The sequence below is a fragment of the Ancylobacter polymorphus genome, from assembly GCF_022836935.1.
GTDB classification, from domain to species: Bacteria; Pseudomonadota; Alphaproteobacteria; order Rhizobiales; family Xanthobacteraceae; genus Ancylobacter; species Ancylobacter polymorphus_A.
On sequence record NZ_CP083239.1, the window covers coordinates 3,599,246 to 3,613,197 of the forward strand.

Consider the following 13,952-nt stretch of genomic DNA (forward strand, 5'->3'; position numbering starts at 1 on the left):
TGGCGGAGACGGAGGGATTCGAACCCTCGAGGCCCTTTTGGGGGCCTGCTCATTTAGCAAACGAGTGCCTTCAGCCTCTCGGCCACGTCTCCAGCCGGTCACGCGGGGCGCCTTGCGGCGACGCGGGTTCCAGCGGCGACCTGTCTAGGTTTCCACCGCCCCCCGGTCAAGGCCGAATACGCATCCGATCCACCGACTTGGCGCGCGGCAATGCCCGTTAGGGGCGCGCGCAGCCCCAGCGGAGGCCGACTGCGCATCCCGTCCACCGACTTGGCGCACGGCCATGGCCCGCGCGGCCACGCGGGCGCGCCGCTCAGCCGGGCGGGCGCTGGCCGAACAGCACGCTCTGCGCCTGCTTGTCGGTGGCGAAGTCGATCTTGGTACGGTCCTCGGCGTTCAGCGCCAGGCCCCGCTTCACCGCCGGGCGTGCCAGCACGCGCTCCAGCCAGCCGGCGAAATGCGGGAATTCCTTGATGTCCTGCCCCTGCCGTTCCCACAGCTTGGCCCAGCCGATGCAGGCGATGTCGGCGATGGAATAGTCGCCGGCGAGGAAGGGCCGGTCGGCGAGGCGCGCATTCATCACCCCGTAGAGCCGGTGCACTTCCCTGGTGTAACGCTCGATGGCGTAGGGGATTTTCTCCGGCGCGTAGATGCGGAAATGGTGCGCCTGCCCCGCCATCGGCCCCAGCCCGGCCATCTGCCAGAACAGCCACTGGTCCACCTCCACCCGGCCGCGCTCGTCGGCGGGGTAGAACATCCCGGTCTTGCGGCCGAGATATTGCAGGATCGCCCCCGATTCGAACACCGAGAGCGGCGCGCCGCCCGGCCCTTCGGGATCGAGAATCGCCGGCATCTTGTTGTTGGGCGACAGCGCGAGGAATTCGGGCTTGAACTGGTCGCCACGGCCGATATTGACCGGAATCACCTCATAGGGAAGCCCGCATTCCTCCAGCATGATGGAGATTTTCCAGCCATTCGGCGTCGGCCAGTAATAGAGCTGAATCGGGCGGGTCTGCAGCTGGGACATGAGGCGCTCCCCTTCGCCCTCCATGGGGCGCAGGACATCAGAACTAGTGCCGCCCTGAACCGCTGGCAAGCGCGGCCGGGCCGCCCTTTCCTCAGCGCACGGTCTTGCGCGGCGGCGGGCGCTCGCCTCATCCGGCCGATGCGGCTAGATTGGCCCGCCCGGCGCCGAGCGCCCTCAACAAGCGAGACCGTGCGCGTGACACCAGCCGTCCTGTTCCGCCTGCTCGGCCCACTCCTTCTGGCCGCCTCGCTCGCCGGCCCCGCGCGGGCGCAGGCGCCGGAAGCGGCCTCGCCGGCAAAAATCTGCGCCGATCGCTGGAACGCGCTGAAGGAAGCCGGCCAGACCGGCGCGCAGAGTTTTCGCGAGTTCTCCGCCCAATGCCTGAAGGACGCCGCGAGCGCTGCGCCGTCCGCGAGCCCGGCGCCGGCGACCCCCGAGGCCAAGCCCGAGACGAAGCCCGCGGGCGAGCCCGCTGCCCCGCCGGCGCACCGGCGCAACACCACGCCCACCGGCGCCTCGGCCGCCGCCGCCCAGCCCTCGATCAAGCAGTGCGCGGATCTGTGGAACGAGATGAAGGCGAAGAACCAGACCGGCAAGCAGACCTATCGCGAATTCGCGCAGGAATGCCTCGCCGGCACCGGCGTGCTGGACGGCACGCCGGCGGAACCGCCGCCCGCGCCGAAGGAAGCCACGCCCACGGCCAGCCCCGCTCCGAACAATCCGCCGCCGAAAACCTCGGTGCCTTCCGTACCGCGCCCGGCGGCGACACCGGCGCCCGATCCCGCCCCCGCCCTCACCCGCCCGCAGCAGGAGAGCGACCGCGAGGCGCTGAACCGCTGCAACGCCGAATGGCAGGCCTACAAGGCTCGGCACAACCTCACCGGCGCCAAGGCCTGGCACGTGTTCATGGCCCGCTGCCTGCCGTGAGGCGCGACGCGCTCAGTGGTTGGAGAGGTCGATCTTGAAGCCGTCGAGCCGCTTCTCGAAGCCCGCGCGCTCATAAAAGCGGTGCGCGTCGAGGCGCCGCTTGTTGGAGGCGAGTTGCAGCGAGCCCGCGCCCCGGCGCCGGGCCTCGGCGATGGCGAAGTCCATCATCGCCCTGCCGACGCCGCGTCCGCGCATCTCCGGGTCCACCTGCACCGCCTCGGCATGGGCGAGCAGCGTGCCGTGGCGCAGCAGCGCGCGGAAGAACACCAGCTGAAAGGTGCCGACCACCCGCCCGTCCAGCCGCGCCACATAGAGAGTGGCGCGCGGATCGGCGGCGATCTCCGCGAAGGCGCGCTCATAATACGGCAGGTCCGCCGGGTCGGCGCTGTCGCGCACGCCAAACATCTTCTCGCGGGCGAGGATGGAGACGATGGAAGGCAGGTCGGCGCGCGTCGCCTCGTCGATGCGGACGGCGCCCGCCTCGGGAGCGTCGGGCGCCGCGCCGCTCATATGCCGAGCTTGCCCTTCAGCAGGTCGTTCACCGCCTGCGGGTTGGCCTTGCCGCCGGTCTGCTTCATCACCTGGCCAACGAACCAGCCAAGCATGGTCGGCTTGGCCTGCACCTGGGCCACCTTGTCCGGGTTGGCGGCGATGATGGCGTCCACCGCCGCCTCGATGGCGCCGGTGTCGGTGACCTGCTTCATGCCGCGTGCCTCGACAATGGCGCGCGGGTCGCCACCTTCGGTGAAGACGATCTCGAACAGGTCCTTGGCGATCTTGCCGGAGATGGTGCCATCGGCGATCAGGTCGACAATGGCGCCGATCTGCGCGGCGGAAACCGGCGAAGAGCCGATGTCCTTGCCTTCCTTGTTCAGCCGGCCGAACAGCTCGTTGATGACGAAATTCGCCGCCGCCTTGGCGTCGCGCCCCTTGGCGACCTCCTCGTAAAAGGCCGCCGTCTCCTTCTCGGCGACGAGCACGTCGGCATCATAGGCGGAGAGGCCATAGTCGGCGACGAAGCGCGCCTTCTTCTCGTCGGGGAGTTCGGGCAGATGCGCCTTCAGCTCGGCGACGAAGGCGTCGTCGAATTCCAGCGGCAGCAGGTCCGGGTCGGGGAAATAGCGGTAGTCATGCGCCTCCTCCTTGGAGCGCATGGAGCGCGTCTCGCCCCGGTTCGGGTCGAACAGGCGGGTTTCCTGGTCGATGCGGCCGCCATCCTCCAGAATGCCGATCTGCCGGCGCGCCTCGGTCTCGATGGCCTGGCCGATGAAGCGGATGGAGTTGACGTTCTTGATCTCGCAGCGCGTGCCGAAATCCTCGCCCGGCTTGCGCACGGAAACGTTGACGTCGGCGCGCAGCGAGCCCTTCTCCATGTCGCCGTCGCAGGTGCCGAGATAGCGCAGAATAGTGCGCAGCTTGGTCACATAGGCCTTCGCCTCTTCCGCGGAGCGCAGGTCCGGCTTGGAGACGATCTCCATCAGCGCGACGCCGGAGCGGTTGAGATCGACGAGCGACATCGTCGGGTGCTGGTCGTGGATCGACTTGCCCGCGTCCTGCTCCAGATGCAGGCGCTCGATCCCGACCTCGATCGGCCCGTCGGCGGTGTCGACCAGCACCACGCCCTCACCGACGATGGGGCTCTTGTACTGGCTGATCTGGTAGCCCTGCGGCAGGTCCGGGTAGAAGTAGTTCTTGCGGTCGAAGACGGAGCGGTTGTTGATCTGCGCCTTCAGGCCGAGCCCGGTACGCACCGCCTGCTTCACGCATTCGGCGTTGATGACCGGCAGCATGCCCGGCATCGCCGCGTCGACCAGCGACACATGGCTGTTGGGCTCGCCGCCGAACTCGGTGGAGGAGCCCGAGAACAGCTTGGAGTTCGACGTGACCTGCGCATGGATCTCCATGCCGATCACCACCTCCCAGTCGCCGGTGGCACCCTTGATCAGCTTCTTCGGGTCGGCGGGGCGGGAATGCATGTTCATCGGACGGACCTGTTCTGGCGTGCGCGGGCACGAAAGCGCGGGAGTGTGCGTTCCCTACCCCGCCCCTGCCGGTCCTGACAACCGTTTCGCGCACAGCGCCCGGCAAGGCACAGTCAACGAAGCCTGCCACCGGTCGCCGTCAGCGCCGCTCGCGCCCTCGGTAGCCTCCCCTCGCCGCTTCCGTCCGGGCGCCGGAGCGGGACAACCGCCCCCGACCTGACGCAAAGTTCGCGCCCCTCCTAGACCAATGACCAAGAGGACACGTCGATGTGTCTCGCTTATTCATGGCCATAATGCGACACTGGTAAGAATATTTTACCAGTTCCAGCGCTCTCGGGAGGAGCAACGCCAGCAAACAACGTCCCCGTCCCGTCCGTACTCCCGGCGGCAAAGGCGGGAGACACAGGAGGAAACACCGGGATGTCGACAGGTCTGCTCGCCTTCCTTGCCTTTCTGCCGATTCTCTCGGCAGGCGTCCTGCTCATCGGGTTCCGCATCGCCGCCCGCATCGTCATGCCGATCACCTATGCGATGGCGGTGGTCATCGCGCTGCTGTTCTGGGGCGTCAGCGCAAACCGTGTCATGGCATCCACGCTGCAGGGATTGCTGCAGACCGCCGGCCTCTTGTGGATCATCTTCGGCGCCATCCTGCTGCTCAACACGCTGAAGCATTCCGGCGCCATCTCCACCATCCGCGCCGGCTTCACCTCCATCAGCCCGGACCGGCGGGTGCAGGTGATCCTCATCGCCTGGCTGTTCGGCTCCTTCATCGAGGGCGCCTCGGGCTTCGGCACGCCGGCGGCGGTCGCGGCGCCGCTGATGGTCGCGGTCGGCTTCCCCGCCATGGCGGCGGTGGTGTTCGGCATGATGATCCAGTCGACGCCCGTGTCCTTCGGCGCCGTCGGCACGCCGCTCATCGTCGGCGTGCAGACCGGGCTCGACCAGGCGGCGATCACCGCGCAGCTGACGCAGGCGGGCTCGACCTGGGCGACCTTCTTCCACCTCATCACCACGGAAGTCGCGGTCATCCACGCCATTTGCGGCACGCTGATGCCGCTGTTCCTCATCATGGTGATGACGCGCTTCTTCGGCCGCAACAAATCCTGGACCGAAGGCCTCTCCGCCCTGCCCTTCGCGCTGCTCGGCGCCTTCGCCATGACGGTGCCCTATGTGCTGGCGGCGACCTTCCTCGGCGCGGAATTCCCGTCTCTCCTCGGCGGTCTCATCGGCCTCGCCATCATGACGCTGGCGGCGCGCGCCGGCTTCCTGGTGCCGAAGACCTCCTGGGACTTCGCCCCCGCCTCGGAATGGCCGAAGGAATGGTTCGGCCAGCTCGACATCACCCTCGACAGCCTCGCCAAGCGCACCATCCCGCTCGCGCTCGCCTGGGCGCCCTATGTGCTGCTGGCGCTGGTGCTGGTGGTGAGCCGCATGGTGCCGGCGGTCGGCAACGCGCTGAAATCCGCGACGGTGGCGTTCTCCGGCATTCTCGGCGAACAGGGCATCAATGGCGATTTCCCGCTGCTGTTCTCCCCCGGCGGGCTCCTCGTCATCATCTGCCTGATCACCGTCGTGCTGCACCGCATGTCGCTGTCCGGCTTCGGCGCCGCCGTGCGCGAGAGCAGCGGCACGCTGATCGGCGCCGGCTTCGTGCTGATCTTCACCGTGCCCATGGTGCGGGTGATGATCAATTCCGGCGTCAACGCCAATGATCTCGACAGCATGCCGGTGCTGGTCGCCGAATGGGTGTCGGAGCAGGTGGGCGCGGTCTATCCGTTCTTCGCGCCCACTATCGGCGCGCTCGGCGCCTTCCTCGCCGGCTCGAACACGGTCAGCAACCTGATGCTGAGCCAGTTCCAGTTCTCGGTGGCGCAGGGCCTCGGCATCTCCTCGGTGCTGATGGTGGCGGGCCAGTCGGTCGGCGCCGCCGCCGGCAACATGATCGCCATCCACAATGTCGTCGCCGCCTCGGCCACGGTCGGCCTGTTGGGGCGCGAAGGGGCGACGCTGCGCATCACCATCCTGCCGACGCTGTATTATCTCGCCGTCGCCGGCACGCTGCTGCTGCTCGGATTCTATGTCGTCGGGCTCACCGACCCGCTGGTCGGGCGCTGATCGCCCAAGCCGGGGCCGCCTAGCGGCTCCGGCCCCGCGCCTTGCGCGAAATCAAGGCCGGCGCCCCCGCGCGCCGGCAGCCTCTCTTCGCCAACAAGGAGAGACGCCATGGATGTCGATACGATTGACGAGCGCCTGGCGCTGTTCCGCGCCATGGCCGGCCATGCCGGCGCGGACCTCGCGGCCCTGTCCGCCGCCGTGCCGCAAGAGGTGCGGGCCGCTGCCCAGCGCTGCCTCGGCTGCCGCGATTCGGAGGAATGCCACCGCTGGTTCGAGAATCAGTCAGAGGTAATAGAATGTAGTTCCAAGCCCGTTCCTGGCTTCTGCCGCAACGCCGCGCAGTTCAGCCTGTGGACCGAGACGAAGTAAGTACGGCCCCACGCGCCATCGACCCCACGCGGTGACCTTGCTATTGGATCGCCTCCGGCCGCATACCGTTGGCCGAGGTGACACGAATGCGTATTGCGTCCATTTCGCTGGTGAAGGACGAAGCCGACATCATCGAAGGCTTCGTGCGCCACAACCTGCACTTCGTCGACCATATGTTCGTCGTCGACGACCATTCGAACGACAACACCAGCGAGATTCTGCGCCGCCTCGCGGCGGAATCCTCCGCCTTCACCCTGGTCGATGACGGCTGGACCGGCGGCTTTCACCAGAGCCGCCGCACCACGGCCCTGCTGCATCAGGTGGCCGCGCAGGGCGGGTGGGACTTCATCGTGCCCCTCGATGCCGACGAGCTGATCTGCGCGCCCGACCGGCAGTCCTTCGAGAACAGCCTTTCCGCCGTTCCGCACGGGGTCGCGGCCGGGGTCGGCGCGCTGTTCTATTGCTGGACGCCCGGCGACGACATGTCGATCCGCGACCCGCTGGTGCGCCTCACCACCGCGCTGGAACCGCCGGCCGGCCACATCTTCAAGGCCATCGCCCCGGCGGCGCTGTTCGCCGATCCTGCGCTCACCTATGTCGAGGGCAATCACGCCCTGCTGCTCGGCGGGTCCAGCGTGCCGGTGCAGCGCCTCGCGGGGGTCGAACTCGCCCATTTCGCCGTGCGCTCGCCCGACCAGATCGTCAGCAAATGCCTCAAGCATTATGTCGGCTGGCGCAGCCGCAGCGACTACAAGGCGCATATGGCCAGCCAGGCGGTGGCCGCGGTCAACGCGCTGAAGCGGGAGCCGGGCCTTCATGTCAGCGCCAATGCGCCGGTGCTGGACGCCTATCTGCCGCCGGACATGGCGGCGAAGAGCCGCCACCGCCCGTTCAGCGAGCGGCGCGGAACCCTCGTCTGGCCGGAACTCGCCGTGCCGCAGCCCTATGCCGAACTCGCCGGCCTCCTGGACAGCCTCATCGACCGCGCGGCGCTGAGCGATCAGGTGGTCAGCGCCGCCACGGCGGCCGGCGGGGAAATGTCGGTGGCGACGCTGCGCGCACTGGTGGATGAACGCAACACGCTGGAATCCGAACTGGCACGGCTGCGCAACTCGACCGCCGATCTCACACAGGCCTATGTCACGCTGCTGCGCCGGCGACTCACCGTGTCCTGGCGCAAGCGCCTGATGAGTGGCGAGGCGCTGCTGCGCCGCCTCTTTCCGCGTTGAAGGCGTCGCCGCCCCTGCGGTGCGCCCGGAAGGCCGTCAGCGGCGGGGCTCAGCCCAGCCGCTCATTCTCATAGGCGATGACCCACTCGATCAGCTGCCGCCAAAGCTTTTCCACCAGCTCGGGCGGCACGCCCTTGGTCTCGGCATGGGCGCTCACCTTGTCGATCACGTCCTCCACCCGCTCGGGCAGGAAGGCGGCGAGGCCTTCCACCTTCTTCACCGCGATGACGTGCTTGACCACCTCCAGACGCCGGGCCAGCAGCTCGACGATCTCGGCGTCGATAGCGTCGATCTCGGCGCGGAACGGCGCCAGCGAGCGCTCATTGGCGGGCAGGCGCGGCATGGCTCACTCCCACCAGCGGTCGGAGACCTCGAAGCGGCCGGCGGCCTCCTCGATCACCTGGCCGAGCGAGAACAGCGTCTCCTCGCCGAACGGCCGGCCGATCAGCTGCAGGCCGAGCGGCAGCCCTTCGGCCGAGCGCCCCGCCGGCACGGCGATGCCGGGCAGGCCGGCCATGTTCAGCGTCACCGTGAACACGTCTTCCAGATACATCGCCACCGGGTCGGCGCCGGATTTCTCGCCGATGCCGAAGGCCGGCGACGGGGTGGCCGGCGCCAGCACGGCGTCGATGCCGTCCGTGAAGACCGTCTCGAAGTCGCGCTTGATCAGCGTGCGGACCTTCTGCGCCTTGAGGTAATAGGCGTCGTAATAGCCGGCGGAGAGCACATAGGTGCCGATCATGATGCGGCGGCGCACTTCCGCGCCGAAGCCGCTGGCGCGGGTCTTCTCATACATCTCGACAATGTCGCGGCCGGGCACACGCTCGCCATAGCGCACGCCGTCATAGCGCGCGAGGTTGGAGGAGGCCTCCGCCAGCGCGACGATGTAGTAGGAGGGCAGCGCGTATTTAGTGTGCGGCAGGCTGATATCGACGATCTCCGCCCCGGCGGCGCGCAGCATGTCGGCGCCCTTGTCCCACAGCGCGACGATTTCCGGCGACATGCCGTCGACGCGGTATTCGCGCGGAATGCCGATGCGCTTGCCCTTTACCGAGGCGCCCACCGCCGCCTCATAGTCCGGCACCGCCCGGTCGACGCTGGTCGAATCCTTCGGGTCGTGGCCGGCCATGGAGCGCAGCAGCAGCGCCGCGTCATTCACCGAGCGGGCGATCGGCCCGGCCTGGTCGAGCGAGGAGGCATAGGCGACGATGCCCCAGCGCGAGCAGCGGCCATAGGTCGGCTTGATGCCCACCGTGCCGGTGAACGCCGCCGGCTGGCGGATCGAGCCGCCCGTATCCGTGCCGGCCGCGCCGGCGCATAGATGCGCCGCCACCGCCGCCGCCGAGCCGCCGGAGGAGCCGCCGGGCACGAGAGGCTGCGTCGAGCCGGCGCGCCGCCACGGGTTCACCGTCGGGCCGAAGGCGCTCGTCTCGGTGGAGGAGCCCATGGCGAACTCGTCCTGGTTCAGCTTGCCCAGCAGCACCGCGCCATCGCTCCACAGGCGCGAGGTGACGGTCGATTCGTAGGGCGGCACGAAGTGCTTGAGGATGTTGGAACCGGCGGTGGTGCGCACGCCCTCCACCGCGTAATTGTCCTTCACCCCGAGCGGCAGGCCGTCGAGCGGCCCGGCCTCGCCCTTGGCGTAGCGTTCATCGCTGGCCTTGGCCATGGCGAGCGCCTTTTCCGGGGTCGCCAGCACATAGGCGTTGAGCGCGCCGGCGGCCTCGATGGCGCCGAGATAGGCCTGCGTCAGCTCGGTGGCGGTGAAATGGCCCTCGGCCAGCCCTTCGCGGGCGGCGGTGAGGGAAAGGCGGGTGAGATCGGTCATTGGGCTCACTCCACCACTTTCGGGACGGCGAAGAAACCGTCTTCGGCCGCCGGGGCGTTGGCGAGCACGCGCTCGGGGTAGAAACCGTCGCTCACCACGTCGGCCCGCAGCGGCAGGGTCATGGGAATGACGCTGGTCATCGGCTCGACGCCGTCCGTATCGACTTCGCCGAGCTGTTCCACGAAGGCGAGGATGGCGTTGAGCTCGCCCTGGAGGTGGGCCACCTCGTCCTCTGTCACGGCGATGCGCGCCAGATGCGCCACCCGCCGGACCGTCGCCTGATCGACCGACATCCGAATTCCCAATCCGCTGAAACCGATGCGCGCCCTATAGCAGGCACGCACCGCGCCCCGCAACGCGCGCTACTACGCTCGCGCTCCCGCGGCCGGGGATTCGGAAGCCGGGCGAGCCCGCCCGCCAAAGCAAAGGGCCGGCCGCGCGCGGCGACCGGCCCCTGCCTGTGACGCCGGGCGTCAGGAGCGCGCCTGCTCCAGGCACTGCGCCGCCGCCTGCGCGTTGGAGCGCGCATTGCCGCGGTCGATCTGGCCGGACATGGCGAGCGACTTGGTGGTGTCGGTGACGATGGTGCGCAGGTCACCGCTGTCGCCGGCCGCCATCACGGCGGAATAGATCGCCTTGCCGTCTGCGGTGAGAGAGGCGGCGCAGGCATTGCCGGCGGCCTGGTCGGCCTGGGCCACGCCGCCGGCCAGCAGCACGAGTGCGGTAAAGCCAGCCGTGGAAAGCCCGCCCACGCGGGCAAAGGTCGCAAGCTTCATGACAGTCTCCATGGTACACTAATAATCAGCGCACGCCGGCGCGGTTGACGCCGCCATTCACGTTGACGCCCGGACCGGGCCGGGCGACAGCGCGCGCATTGACATTCGGCCCGGCGGTGCAACCGACGGGATAGCCGGGGCGCGTGCAGGCGACGGCGGCGCGGGCCGCAGGCGCGGCATAAGGAGTCGGACGAACCACGCACCCGACCGGAACGCCCGGTCCAGTGCAATAGACGACGGCAGCCTCGGCCGGGGCGGCACCGCCCACGGCGAGAGCGACCAGCAACCCGCCGCAGAAGGCAGCCGGCACAAGGCGCCGCGCGAGCGGAACGAAGCGAGAGGGGAGGCTCATATGATCACATCCTGTTCAGGATCTCGCCCGGAGACCCGGACGGTACATTGGTCCATTTGAGCCCTGCCGCAATGTCGATTATTGGTCGAACCGAATACCCACGAGGAGAAGAATGGTTGCGCGCAGTTCGGCCACGACCCGCTCCGTCGATCACCCCGTTTGCCGTTGGGCGACGCTGATGCCCGGCGAGGTTCAGGAACGCGCCCGGCTGAGGGCCCGCCCGGATTTTCCCTGGATCGCGCGCCAGGCGGCGGTCTCGCTCAGCGATGCCTATCGCGGCAATGTGCTGCTGACCCGGCTGCTGAATGATCGCGGCCGATTCGTTCTGGCGCTGCTGATTCTCGACATGCATTTCGAGGAGCCCGGCGCGCCCGGTCTCACCACCGGCCGGCTGAAGAACGAGGCGGTGGCGCTCGAACTGTGCAGCCCCGGCCGCGTCAGCGCCATCCTCGCCGCCTTCCGGGTGTTCGGCATGATCGCCCCCGCCCCGGATGCGGACGGGCGCCGGCGCCGGCTCGTCGTCACCGAGAAGCTGATGGCCATTCACCGCGAGCGCTGGCGCACCATGCTCAAGACGCTCGCCCTCGTCATGCCCGAGGAAGGCGAGCGCGGGCTGCAGCATATCGACGACCCGGTCTTCCTGGTGCCGTTCGTGCGCACCCTCCTGAAGCCGCTGCGCGCGGGCTGGCGCCCGGCGCTCGACATTCCCGCCATCGGCCATTTTGCTGACCGGGATGGCGGGCTGCTGATCGCGCTGGCGCTGTTCGGCACCGGGCTCAACGGCCCGCCGCTGTCGATCTCGCAGCTGGCGCGTTCCTTCCGCATCTCCCGCTCGCATGTCGTCGGCATCGTGCAGGAAGCCACCGGGCTGGGGCTGGTGCGGCGGGTGGAGGATGAGGGCGCGCGCGGTCCGGGCGTGCTGCCCGAACCCAAGCTGATGGACGCGATGGAGCATTTCATCGCCGTCGCGCTGGTCCGCCAGATGGTGGCGGTGCGCGCCGGCATCGCCGCCCTCGACGCCCGCGAAGCCGCCTGACGCCGGCTCAGCCCCGCGAGAGGACGACCGGCACGCCCTTGTCCGGCACCACCACCGTCGCTTCCTCGCCCACCAGCGACACGAAGCGCTCGGCGCCCGGCTCCAGCAGGCCGAAAGTGGCGTAATGGGCGGGAATAATGGTCAGCCCGCCGAGATAGCGCGACACCGCCACGGCGGCGAGTTCCGGCCCCATGGTGAAGCGGTCGCCGATCGGCACGATCACCACATCCGGCTTGTGCAGCTCGGCGATGAGGCCCATGTCGGAGAAGATGTCGGTATCGCCCATGTGCCAGACGGTGGGTTCGCCCGGCGCCTTGACGATGAGACCATTGGCATTGCCGAGATAGACCGTGCGCCCTTCCTCCATCATCCCCGAGGAGTGGTCGGCGCGCACCATGGAGACGGTGAAGCCGTCCTGATGGATGGTGCCGCCGGTGTTCATCGGCTCCAGCTTGGCGACGCCCTGATGGCCGAGCCAGCTGGCGAGATCGGCATTGGCCACCACGGTCGCCTCATTGGTACGGGCGATCGCCACCGTGTCGCCGACATGGTCGCCATGGCCATGGGTCAGCAGCACATGCGACACACCGGCGATGGCGGCGCCGAAATCGCCTGTAAAGGCGGGATTGCCGGTCAGGAAAGGGTCGATCAGAACCGAGGTACCGGCGAAATCGAGCCGAAACGCCGCGTGGCCGAACCAGGTGATCTTCATCGCCGTGCCTCTTTCATTGCAGGGAGCGCGGGGAAGATAGGGCAGGAACCCGCCCGCACAAGCCCGGCGCGCCATCCGATGGCGTCGCGCGCGCGGCCATGCTAGGCGATGCCGCCATGGCCGCCCCGATCCTCACCATCACCGATGCCGCCCCGCTCCTGCCGCCTCGCGGCGGGCTGATCGGGCTCGACCTCGGCACCAAGACCATCGGCGTCGCCTCGTCCGATCCCGACCGGCGCCTCGCCGCCCCGGTGGAAACCATCGCCCGCAAGCAGTTCACCCCCGATGCCGCGCGTATTCTCTCGCTCGGCGCCGCGCGGGGGGCGGTGGGCATCGTGCTCGGCCTACCGGTGAACATGGACGGCAGCGAGGGCCCGCGCGCGCAATCCTCCCGCGCCTTTGCCCGCAACCTCGCCCGGCTCACCGAGCTGCCGATCATCCTGTGGGACGAGCGGCTGTCCACCGCCGCCGTCGAGCGCGACATGATCGCCATGGATATGAGCCGCGCCCGCCGCGCCGAGGTGGTGGACCAGCAGGCCGCCGCCTTCATCCTGCAGGGCGCGCTGGACCGGCTGCGCTTCCTCGCCGGGCCAGGCTGAACGGGTTAGGGAGCCGGGCCGACATGTCCGCTGTCCTCGGCGCGCTGGTGCCGGTGTTCCTCATCATCGCGCTGGGCGCCGTGCTCAAGCGCGGGCTGCTGCCCGAGGATTCGCACTGGATCGCGCTGGAACGGCTGACCTATTTCATCCTGTTCCCCGCCCTGCTCGTCGTCAGCATCGCCCGGGCGGACCTTGGCGAGGTGGCGGTGCTGGAAGTGTCCACCGCCCTGCTCGGCGCCATCGCCATCGTCGGCGTGGTGCTGTCGCTGGCCCGCCCCACGCTCTGCCGGGCGCTCGGCCTTGCGGGACCCAGCTACACCTCGGTGTTTCAGGGCGCGCTGCGCTGGAACACCTATATCGTCCTCGCCATTTCCGGGTCGCTCGCCGGCCCGCGCGGGCTGGCGGTGGCGGCCGTCGGGCTGGCGGTGATGATTCCCGTGCTCAACACGCTCAGCGTCATCGTGCTGGCGCGCCATGGCGAGAACGGCGCCGCCAGCAACCGCGCGCTGATTCTGCAGATCCTGCGCAACCCCTTCATCTGGTCCTGCGGCATCGGCGCGCTGATCAACGCGCTGCACCTGCCGGTACCGGCGGTGCTGATGACCTTCGGCGACATTCTCGGCCGCTCCTCGCTGGCGCTCGGCCTTTTGGTCGTGGGCGCCGGGTTGCGGCTGGAGAATCTGCGCCGCCCGCGCCTTGCCACCGGCTTCACCTGCCTCGTCAAGCTGGCCGTGCTGCCCGCCCTCGGCGTCGCCATCGGCCTCATGCTCGGCCTGCGAGAGGTCGACCTGCTCGTCGTCGCGGTGAGCACCGCCGTTCCCTCGGCGCCGAACGGCTATGTGCTGGCCCGGCAGATGGGCGGCGACGCGCCGCTGCTGGCGGAAATCCTCACCGTGCAGACGCTGCTCGCTGCCGTCACCATGCCGCTGGTCATCGCCGCCGTCGCTTATCTCTAAGGGAAAGGCGCGAAGAAATGCGCCATGCGGCGCTAAAGCGCTTG

At 68.9% G+C, this 13,952-nt stretch carries 16 protein-coding genes and 1 tRNA gene; 7 read left to right on the forward strand and 10 right to left on the reverse strand.

Features of this window, described 5'->3' with window-relative positions; all coding sequences use genetic code 11:
- Positions 1-92, reverse strand: a tRNA-Ser gene (locus K9D25_RS17225).
- 221 nt (positions 93-313) lie between these two features.
- The gene (locus tag K9D25_RS17230; RefSeq protein WP_244376848.1) at positions 314-1,027 is read right to left on the reverse strand and encodes a glutathione S-transferase N-terminal domain-containing protein; all 714 of its coding nucleotides are present in this window, start codon (positions 1,025-1,027) and stop codon (positions 314-316) included.
- A 195-nt stretch (positions 1,028-1,222) separates the two neighbouring features.
- Between K9D25_RS17230 and K9D25_RS17235 the strand changes: the two genes are divergently transcribed.
- Positions 1,223-1,954: a hypothetical protein gene (locus K9D25_RS17235; protein WP_244376849.1), complete on the forward strand. Its 732-nt coding sequence runs from the start codon at positions 1,223-1,225 to the stop codon at positions 1,952-1,954.
- A 12-nt stretch (positions 1,955-1,966) separates the two neighbouring features.
- Here K9D25_RS17235 and K9D25_RS17240 read toward each other — a convergent pair whose 3' ends face one another.
- Positions 1,967-2,464, reverse strand: a complete 498-nt coding sequence (locus K9D25_RS17240) for a GNAT family N-acetyltransferase (RefSeq protein ID WP_244376850.1) — start codon at positions 2,462-2,464, stop codon at positions 1,967-1,969.
- Complete coding sequence (gene gatB / locus K9D25_RS17245) at positions 2,461-3,936, reverse strand: Asp-tRNA(Asn)/Glu-tRNA(Gln) amidotransferase subunit GatB (protein ID WP_244376851.1); 1,476 nt, start codon at positions 3,934-3,936, stop codon at positions 2,461-2,463. Before gatB ends, K9D25_RS17240 begins: the two co-directional genes overlap by 4 nt.
- Before the next feature lie 420 nt (positions 3,937-4,356).
- On the opposite strand from gatB, the gene K9D25_RS17250 reads away from it, so the two are divergent.
- The 3 genes from K9D25_RS17250 to K9D25_RS17260 all read left to right on the forward strand — a co-directional run bounded on the left by K9D25_RS17250 (position 4,357) and on the right by K9D25_RS17260 (position 7,649).
- Entirely contained in the window at positions 4,357-6,051 is a 1,695-nt protein-coding gene (locus K9D25_RS17250) for an L-lactate permease (RefSeq protein ID WP_244376852.1), read from the forward strand.
- 108 nt (positions 6,052-6,159) lie between these two features.
- Positions 6,160-6,420 carry a DUF6455 family protein gene (locus K9D25_RS17255; protein WP_244376853.1) on the forward strand — a complete coding sequence of 87 codons (261 nt, stop codon included), beginning with the start codon at positions 6,160-6,162 and terminating at the stop codon, positions 6,418-6,420.
- 86 nt (positions 6,421-6,506) lie between these two features.
- The gene (locus K9D25_RS17260) at positions 6,507-7,649 is read left to right on the forward strand and encodes a glycosyltransferase family 2 protein (protein WP_244376854.1); all 1,143 of its coding nucleotides are present in this window, start codon (positions 6,507-6,509) and stop codon (positions 7,647-7,649) included.
- 49 nt (positions 7,650-7,698) lie between these two features.
- On the opposite strand, the gene K9D25_RS17265 is transcribed toward K9D25_RS17260, so the two are convergent.
- The 5 genes from K9D25_RS17265 to K9D25_RS17285 form a co-directional block, all read right to left on the reverse strand.
- Complete coding sequence (locus K9D25_RS17265) at positions 7,699-7,992, reverse strand: chorismate mutase (protein ID WP_244376855.1); 294 nt, start codon at positions 7,990-7,992, stop codon at positions 7,699-7,701.
- A 3-nt stretch (positions 7,993-7,995) separates the two neighbouring features.
- Positions 7,996-9,477 (reverse strand): Asp-tRNA(Asn)/Glu-tRNA(Gln) amidotransferase subunit GatA, encoded by a 1,482-nt coding sequence (gatA, locus tag K9D25_RS17270; RefSeq protein ID WP_244376856.1) that lies wholly within the window; start codon positions 9,475-9,477, stop codon positions 7,996-7,998.
- Between the two features lie 5 nt (positions 9,478-9,482).
- A complete protein-coding gene (gatC, locus tag K9D25_RS17275; RefSeq protein ID WP_244376857.1) occupies positions 9,483-9,770 on the reverse strand; it encodes an Asp-tRNA(Asn)/Glu-tRNA(Gln) amidotransferase subunit GatC in 288 nt (95 codons plus the stop codon).
- A 180-nt stretch (positions 9,771-9,950) separates the two neighbouring features.
- On the reverse strand, positions 9,951-10,253 hold the full coding sequence (locus tag K9D25_RS17280) for a hypothetical protein (protein WP_244376858.1): 303 nt from the start codon (positions 10,251-10,253) through the stop codon (positions 9,951-9,953).
- Positions 10,254-10,278: 25 nt separating this feature from the next.
- Positions 10,279-10,605, reverse strand: coding sequence for a hypothetical protein (locus tag K9D25_RS17285; RefSeq protein ID WP_244376859.1), 327 nt, complete (start codon positions 10,603-10,605; stop codon positions 10,279-10,281).
- A 112-nt stretch (positions 10,606-10,717) separates the two neighbouring features.
- Here K9D25_RS17285 and K9D25_RS17290 point away from each other — a divergent pair, with 112 nt between their 5' ends.
- On the forward strand, positions 10,718-11,641 hold the full coding sequence (locus K9D25_RS17290; protein ID WP_244376860.1) for a MarR family transcriptional regulator: 924 nt from the start codon (positions 10,718-10,720) through the stop codon (positions 11,639-11,641).
- A 7-nt stretch (positions 11,642-11,648) separates the two neighbouring features.
- On the opposite strand, the gene K9D25_RS17295 is transcribed toward K9D25_RS17290, so the two are convergent.
- Positions 11,649-12,353 carry a metal-dependent hydrolase gene (locus tag K9D25_RS17295; protein WP_244376861.1) on the reverse strand — a complete coding sequence of 235 codons (705 nt, stop codon included), beginning with the start codon at positions 12,351-12,353 and terminating at the stop codon, positions 11,649-11,651.
- A gap of 116 nt (positions 12,354-12,469) precedes the next feature.
- Between K9D25_RS17295 and ruvX the strand changes: the two genes are divergently transcribed.
- A complete protein-coding gene (ruvX, locus tag K9D25_RS17300) occupies positions 12,470-12,952 on the forward strand; it encodes a Holliday junction resolvase RuvX (protein WP_244376862.1) in 483 nt (160 codons plus the stop codon).
- A 23-nt stretch (positions 12,953-12,975) separates the two neighbouring features.
- Positions 12,976-13,908: an AEC family transporter gene (locus K9D25_RS17305; RefSeq protein ID WP_244376863.1), complete on the forward strand. Its 933-nt coding sequence runs from the start codon at positions 12,976-12,978 to the stop codon at positions 13,906-13,908.
- Positions 13,909-13,952 lie beyond the last annotated feature (44 nt).

Excerpts from the sequence above, each read along its gene's own strand:
- K9D25_RS17265 (WP_244376855.1), bottom strand. The coding sequence starts at position 7,992 with ATGCCGCGCCTGCCCGCCAATGAGCGCTCGCTGGCGCCGTTCCGCGCC.
- K9D25_RS17230 (WP_244376848.1), bottom strand. The coding sequence starts at position 1,027 with ATGTCCCAGCTGCAGACCCGCCCGATTCAGCTCTATTACTGGCCGACG.
- K9D25_RS17295 (WP_244376861.1), bottom strand. The coding sequence starts at position 12,353 with ATGAAGATCACCTGGTTCGGCCACGCGGCGTTTCGGCTCGATTTCGCC.
- K9D25_RS17240 (WP_244376850.1), bottom strand. The coding sequence starts at position 2,464 with ATGAGCGGCGCGGCGCCCGACGCTCCCGAGGCGGGCGCCGTCCGCATC.
- gatC (WP_244376857.1), bottom strand. The coding sequence starts at position 9,770 with ATGTCGGTCGATCAGGCGACGGTCCGGCGGGTGGCGCATCTGGCGCGC.
- ruvX (WP_244376862.1), top strand. The coding sequence starts at position 12,470 with ATGGCCGCCCCGATCCTCACCATCACCGATGCCGCCCCGCTCCTGCCG.
- K9D25_RS17255 (WP_244376853.1), top strand. The coding sequence starts at position 6,160 with ATGGATGTCGATACGATTGACGAGCGCCTGGCGCTGTTCCGCGCCATG.
- K9D25_RS17290 (WP_244376860.1), top strand. The coding sequence starts at position 10,718 with ATGGTTGCGCGCAGTTCGGCCACGACCCGCTCCGTCGATCACCCCGTT.
- gatB (WP_244376851.1), bottom strand. The coding sequence starts at position 3,936 with ATGAACATGCATTCCCGCCCCGCCGACCCGAAGAAGCTGATCAAGGGT.
- K9D25_RS17250 (WP_244376852.1), top strand. The coding sequence starts at position 4,357 with ATGTCGACAGGTCTGCTCGCCTTCCTTGCCTTTCTGCCGATTCTCTCG.
- K9D25_RS17260 (WP_244376854.1), top strand. The coding sequence starts at position 6,507 with ATGCGTATTGCGTCCATTTCGCTGGTGAAGGACGAAGCCGACATCATC.
- K9D25_RS17305 (WP_244376863.1), top strand. The coding sequence starts at position 12,976 with ATGTCCGCTGTCCTCGGCGCGCTGGTGCCGGTGTTCCTCATCATCGCG.
- K9D25_RS17280 (WP_244376858.1), bottom strand. The coding sequence starts at position 10,253 with ATGAAGCTTGCGACCTTTGCCCGCGTGGGCGGGCTTTCCACGGCTGGC.
- gatA (WP_244376856.1), bottom strand. The coding sequence starts at position 9,477 with ATGACCGATCTCACCCGCCTTTCCCTCACCGCCGCCCGCGAAGGGCTG.
- K9D25_RS17285 (WP_244376859.1), bottom strand. The coding sequence starts at position 10,605 with ATGAGCCTCCCCTCTCGCTTCGTTCCGCTCGCGCGGCGCCTTGTGCCG.